The organism is Streptomyces sp. KLMMK (assembly GCF_036961605.1).
Taxonomy (GTDB): Bacteria; Actinomycetota; Actinomycetes; order Streptomycetales; family Streptomycetaceae; genus Streptomyces; species Streptomyces telluris.
In genome coordinates this window covers 1-4,786 of the sequence record NZ_JBAMDC010000455.1, presented here as the reverse complement: position 1 = coordinate 4,786, position 4,786 = coordinate 1, and the positions used below count along the sequence as shown (strand labels likewise).

The following is a 4,786-nucleotide window of genomic DNA, read 5'->3' as shown; positions in this document are numbered from 1 at the left end:
CGGGACGAGGTCGCGGAGCTGGGCCGTTCCGTGCACCACATGGCGACGTCGCTGGCGGCGCGCGTGGAGGCGGAGCGGGAGTTCACGGCGGACGTGGCGCACGAGCTGCGGACGCCGGTGGCCGGGCTCGTGGCCTCGGCGGAGCTGCTGCCGCACCCGCGGGCGGTGGAGATGGTGCGCGAGCGCGCGCAGACGATGCGGGTGCTGGTGGAGGACCTGCTGGAGGTGTCCCGGCTGGACGCCGGCCGGGAGCGCGCCCAGCTGGACGCCGTCGAGCTGCCGTCGCTGGTGCGCGGGATCGTCAAGCGGGCGCAGGGCCAGCGCGGGGTCGACGACGTGGTGGTCGAGGTGGTCGGCGAGGGCCGCATCGTGGCGACGGACGCCCGCCGCGTGGAGCGCATCCTGGTGAACATCCTGGCCAACGCGGCGAAGCACGGGAAGCCGCCGATCGAGGTCACCGTGGAGGGCACGCGGATCGTGGTGCGCGACCACGGCGACGGCTATCCGCCGGACCTGGTGGACCAGGGCCCGCGCCGGTTCCGTACGGCGGCGCCGGAACGCGGCACGGGGCACGGCCTCGGGCTGACGATCGCGGTGGGCCAGGCGGTGGTGCTGGGGGCGCGGCTGGAGTTCGGCACGGCGCGGGGCGGGGGCGCGCAGGCGATCCTGGACCTCCCCGAGGCGGAGGCTCCTGCGGAGGGCGAGTGACGACCCGTCCCGCCTGGATCCGCCGGGCCCGGCGAATCCAGGCAGACCGGCGAATCCAGGCGGGCCCGCCGGCCGGCTACAGGCCCAGGTCCTTGATGATCTTCGCTACGTGGCCCGTGGCCTTCACGTTGTAGAGCGCACGCTCCACCTTGCCGTCCTCGTCGACGATCACCGTCGAGCGGATCACCCCGGTGACGGTCTTCCCGTACAGCTTCTTCTCGCCGAAGGCGCCGTACGCCTCCAGGACCTTCTTCTCCGGGTCGCCGACGAGCGTGACCTTGAGGCTCTCCTTCTCGCGGAACTTCGCGAGCTTCTCCGGCTTGTCGGGGGAGACGCCGATCACGTCGTAGCCCTGGCCGGCGAGGAAGTCGAGGTTGTCGGTGAAGTCGCAGGCCTGCTTGGTGCAGCCGGGGGTGAGCGCGGCGGGGTAGAAGTAGACGATCACCTTGCGGCCCTTGCGGTCCGCGAGCGAGACCGGGTTGCCGTCGGCGTCGGGAAGGGTGAAGGCGGGGGCGGTGTCGCCGGGCTGCAGTCGCTCGCTCATGGCTCTCCTCGGGTCGTGGGCCTGCGTCCCGAGCGTAGTCACCGGCCCGATCGGGGGTGCCGCGGGGCACGGGGTCCGGCGAGCTGACAGACTGTCGTCATCACTCATCATCACTCTTATCGAGACGACGGAGGCAGCGCGGTGTCGGATGCCAGGACCCCTGCGCAGATCGAGGCGGACATCGCCCGCAGGCGGAACGAGCTCGCCGTGACGCTCGACGAGATCGGCGTGCGGATGCACCCGAGCACGATCGTGGGCGACGCGAAGGCGAAGGTCGCCGCGAAGGTGGACCACACCGCGGGCCGTGCCTGTGCGGCGGCGCACCGGCTGGTGTCGGACGCGAAGGCGCGCTTCACGACGGAGGAGGGCGCTCCGCGGCTGGACCGGATCGTGCCGGTGGCGATGGTCGCGGTGGGCGTGCTGGGTCTGATCGCCGTGTCGTCGAAGCGCCGCGGGGCGTAGGTCACATCCACGGATCCGTGATCCGTGGCCGCGGGGCCGGGTGCGGGCGGGTACGGTCGTCTGCGTGAGTACGAACCCCAGCCACGACAAGCTGCCCATCCGGATGCTGCACGACCGCGTGCTGGTCCGGACCGACATCCCGGAGGGCGAGCGCCGGTCCTCCGGCGGCATCGTCATTCCCGCGACGGCGGCGGTGGGCCGTCGGCTGGCCTGGGCCGAGGTCGTGGCGGTCGGGCAGAGCGTGCGCACGGTGGAGCCGGGCGACCGGGTGCTGTACGACCCCGAGGACCGGGCCGAGGTGGAGGTCCGGGGCGTGGCGTACGTGCTGATGCGTGAGCGCGATCTGCACGCCGTGGCCGCGGAGCGGCTGGAGGGCTCGGAGGACTCCACGGGCCTCTATCTGTAGTACGCCCCTTTTGGTACGGTTGTCTGAACCCGACGAGACGCGCCGTACCGGGTCAGGACAAGACGACGCACCCCTGGAAGCTCTCGTCCACGGAGGTGCCGTCATGGCATGGGTCCTGCTCGCCGTCGCCGGTCTGCTCGAGGTCGGCTGGTCGATCGGCATGAAGTTCACCGAAGGGTTCACCCGGCTGTGGCCGAGCGTGTTCACCATCGCGGGTATCGCCGCCAGCATGCTGCTGCTGTCGCAGGCGGCGAAGTCCCTCCCCATCGGTACGGCCTACGGCGTGTGGGTCGGCATCGGCGCGGCCGGTGCGGCGGTCCTGGGCATGCTGGTCCTGGGCGAGCCGGCCACGGCCGCGCGGATCTTCTTCATCGTGCTGTTGCTCGTGGCGGTGGTGGGCTTGAAGGCGACGTCGGGCCACTGAGCGACCGCGGGGGGCCGGGGACGCCCCCCCGCACCCGTGCTCAGTAGTCGCCGCCCAGCAGATCCCGGTCCAGGCCGCCGACCCCTCCCCCGTCCTTCGGCTCGTTCGGGATGAACGTGGGGAACCCCGGCAGCGACGGCGGTGACGGCGGCCCCGTCGGGAAGCCCGGCGGCGGCCCGGTCGGCGGCAGCGGCGGGAGCGACGGCGTGGGCGGCCCGGTGGGCGGCGCCGGCGGCGTGGGCGGCGCGGGGATCTCCGGCGGCGTCGAGGTCACCGGCGGCTCCATGGTCGGGATGCGGGCGCCGCTGTCCAGCTCCAGGTCGAAGTCCTTGACGGAGGTGCCCCGGAGGGCGGCGGCGGTGTAGGCGGCCCAGATGTCGGCGGGGAAACCGCCGCCGTTGATGCGGGCCTGCCCGGCGGCCCCGTAGAGGGACTTGTGCTCGCCGGTATCGGAGTCCTGGCCCATCACGGCGACGACGGTCGCGAGGTCGGGGGTGTAGCCCGCGAACCACGCGGCCTTGTCGTCCTCGGCGGTGCCGGTCTTGCCCGCCGCGGGCCGCCCCGCGGCCTGCGCGCCGCGGCCGGTGCCGTTCTCGACGACGCTCTCCAGGATCGAGGTCGTGGTGTCGGCGGCCGTGCGCGTCACGGCCTGCTTCACGTCCTTGCCCGGCAGCGGGACGATCTCGGCGCCCTTGGCGACCTTGTCGACCAGGGTGTACGCGCCGTGCCGCCCGTGGTTGGCGAGCGTCGCGTACGCCTGGGTCATGTCCAGGACGCTGGCGTTGGCGACGCCGAGCGCGATGGAGGGGGTCGCGGTCAGGTCGGGGGTGTTCTCGGGGATGCCGAGGGCGACGGCGGTGTCCTTGACCTTGGCCGGGCCGACGTCCTGGGCCATCTGGGCGTAGACGGCGTTGACGGACAGGTCGGTGGCCTTGGTGACGGTGATCCGTCCGTAGGAGATGTCGTCCTCGTTGGCGGGGGCGTAGCCGACGGGCCCGTCCGGCCCCTGCACGGGGCGCTTGTTCGTGCCGTCGTAGAGCGTGTACGGGGTGATGGTGCGCCCGTCCTGCGTGGACGCGTCGTTGGCGACCGCGGAGGTGAAGACGAACGGCTTGAAGGTGGAGCCGACCTGGAAGTCGTGGCGGGTGGCGTTGTTGACGAACTGCTTGGTGTAGTCGATGCCGCCGTAGAGGGCGACGACCCGGCCGGTGCGCGGGTCGATGGAGGCGCCGCCCGCCCGCACGTACCGGTCGACCGTGCGGTTGTCGCTGAGCTCGTCCATCAGCTGCTTCTGGACGGCGCTGACGAAGGCTTCCTCCTTCTTCTTCTCGATGGTCGTGGTGATGCGGTAGCCGCCGCGGGCGAGCGTCTGCTCGTCGACGATCTTGTTGCTGGTGAGGTAGTCCTTGACCGCCTCCACCAGATAGCCGCGCTGGCCGGACATGCCGAGGCGCGCCCGCGCCTTGCCGGGGGAGGGGAACTTCATGGCGTTGCGCTCGTCCTGGCTCAGCCACTTCTTCTTGACCATGCCGTCGAGGACGTAGTTCCAGCGGGCGGTGGCGCGCGCCTGGTTCTCGGGGTGGGCGCCGACGTCGTACAGGCTCGGGGCGTTGAGGAGCGTGGCGAGGTAGGCGCCCTCGGCGGTGTTCAGCTTGTCGGAGTCCTTGCCGTAGTACGCCTGGGAGGCGGCCTGGATGCCGTAGGCGTTGCGGCCGAAGTAACTGGTGTTCAAATAGCCTTCGAGGATGTCGTCCTTGCTCTCCTCGCGGTCCAGCTTGATGGCGATGAAGAATTCCTTCACCTTGCGGGTGATGGTCTGCTCCTGACCCAGGTAGTAGTTCTTCACGTACTGCTGGGTGATGGTGGAGCCGGACTGCTTGCCCTTTCCGGTGACGGTGTTCCAGGCGGCGCGGAGCATGGCCTCGGGGTTCACGGCGGATTCGGAGTAGAAGTCGCGGTCCTCGGCGGCGAGCACGGCGTGCTGCACGGTGCGGGGCACCTTGCTGAGCGGCACGCTCTCGCGGTTGACCTCGCCGTCGCGCGCCAGCTGGCTGCCGTCGGCGTAGAGGAAGACGTTGCTCTCGGCGACCGCGGCCTGGTTGGCGGCGGGGATCTGCACGAGCATGTAGCCGGCGATGAGGCCGCCCGCGACGAGGAGGACGAGGAGCAGGAAGGCGCCCAGCACCATCCGCCAGGTGGGCAGGAGGCGCCGCCAGCCGGTGCGGCGGCGGCCGTTGCGGCC

At 71.5% G+C, this 4,786-nt stretch carries 6 protein-coding genes and 1 riboswitch; of the genes, 4 read left to right on the top strand and 2 right to left on the bottom strand.

From position 1 onward, the window contains the following. Positions 1-708 (top strand): sensor histidine kinase (locus V7793_RS33470; RefSeq protein WP_336013463.1); only part of this gene is annotated, 708 nt, incomplete at its 5' end. A gap of 76 nt (positions 709-784) precedes the next feature. On the opposite strand, the gene bcp is transcribed toward V7793_RS33470, so the two are convergent. Beyond that, positions 785-1,252, bottom strand: a complete 468-nt coding sequence (bcp, locus tag V7793_RS33465) for a thioredoxin-dependent thiol peroxidase (protein WP_336013462.1) — start codon at positions 1,250-1,252, stop codon at positions 785-787. Between the two features lie 141 nt (positions 1,253-1,393). Between bcp and V7793_RS33460 the strand changes: the two genes are divergently transcribed. From V7793_RS33460 to V7793_RS33450, 3 genes are all read left to right on the top strand, one after another. Further along, positions 1,394-1,714, top strand: coding sequence for a DUF3618 domain-containing protein (locus V7793_RS33460; protein ID WP_336013461.1), 321 nt, complete (start codon positions 1,394-1,396; stop codon positions 1,712-1,714). Between the two features lie 103 nt (positions 1,715-1,817). Continuing rightward, positions 1,818-2,120, top strand: a complete 303-nt coding sequence (locus V7793_RS33455; protein WP_058046871.1) for a GroES family chaperonin — start codon at positions 1,818-1,820, stop codon at positions 2,118-2,120. An 11-nt stretch (positions 2,121-2,131) separates the two neighbouring features. Beyond that, a riboswitch (guanidine-III (ykkC-III) riboswitch) is annotated at positions 2,132-2,192 on the top strand. A 31-nt stretch (positions 2,193-2,223) separates the two neighbouring features. Next, positions 2,224-2,544 (top strand): DMT family transporter, encoded by a 321-nt coding sequence (locus V7793_RS33450; protein ID WP_058044297.1) that lies wholly within the window; start codon positions 2,224-2,226, stop codon positions 2,542-2,544. A 40-nt stretch (positions 2,545-2,584) separates the two neighbouring features. On the opposite strand, the gene V7793_RS33445 is transcribed toward V7793_RS33450, so the two are convergent. Next, positions 2,585-4,786: transglycosylase domain-containing protein (locus V7793_RS33445; RefSeq protein ID WP_336013460.1), on the bottom strand; the 2,202-nt coding region annotated here is incomplete at its 5' end.

What these genes read in the sequence shown, in the direction of transcription:
- bcp (WP_336013462.1), bottom strand. Translation starts at nt 1,252, where the DNA reads ATGAGCGAGCGACTGCAGCCCGGCGACACCGCCCCCGCCTTCACCCTT.
- V7793_RS33455 (WP_058046871.1), top strand. Translation starts at nt 1,818, where the DNA reads ATGCTGCACGACCGCGTGCTGGTCCGGACCGACATCCCGGAGGGCGAG.
- V7793_RS33450 (WP_058044297.1), top strand. Translation starts at nt 2,224, where the DNA reads ATGGCATGGGTCCTGCTCGCCGTCGCCGGTCTGCTCGAGGTCGGCTGG.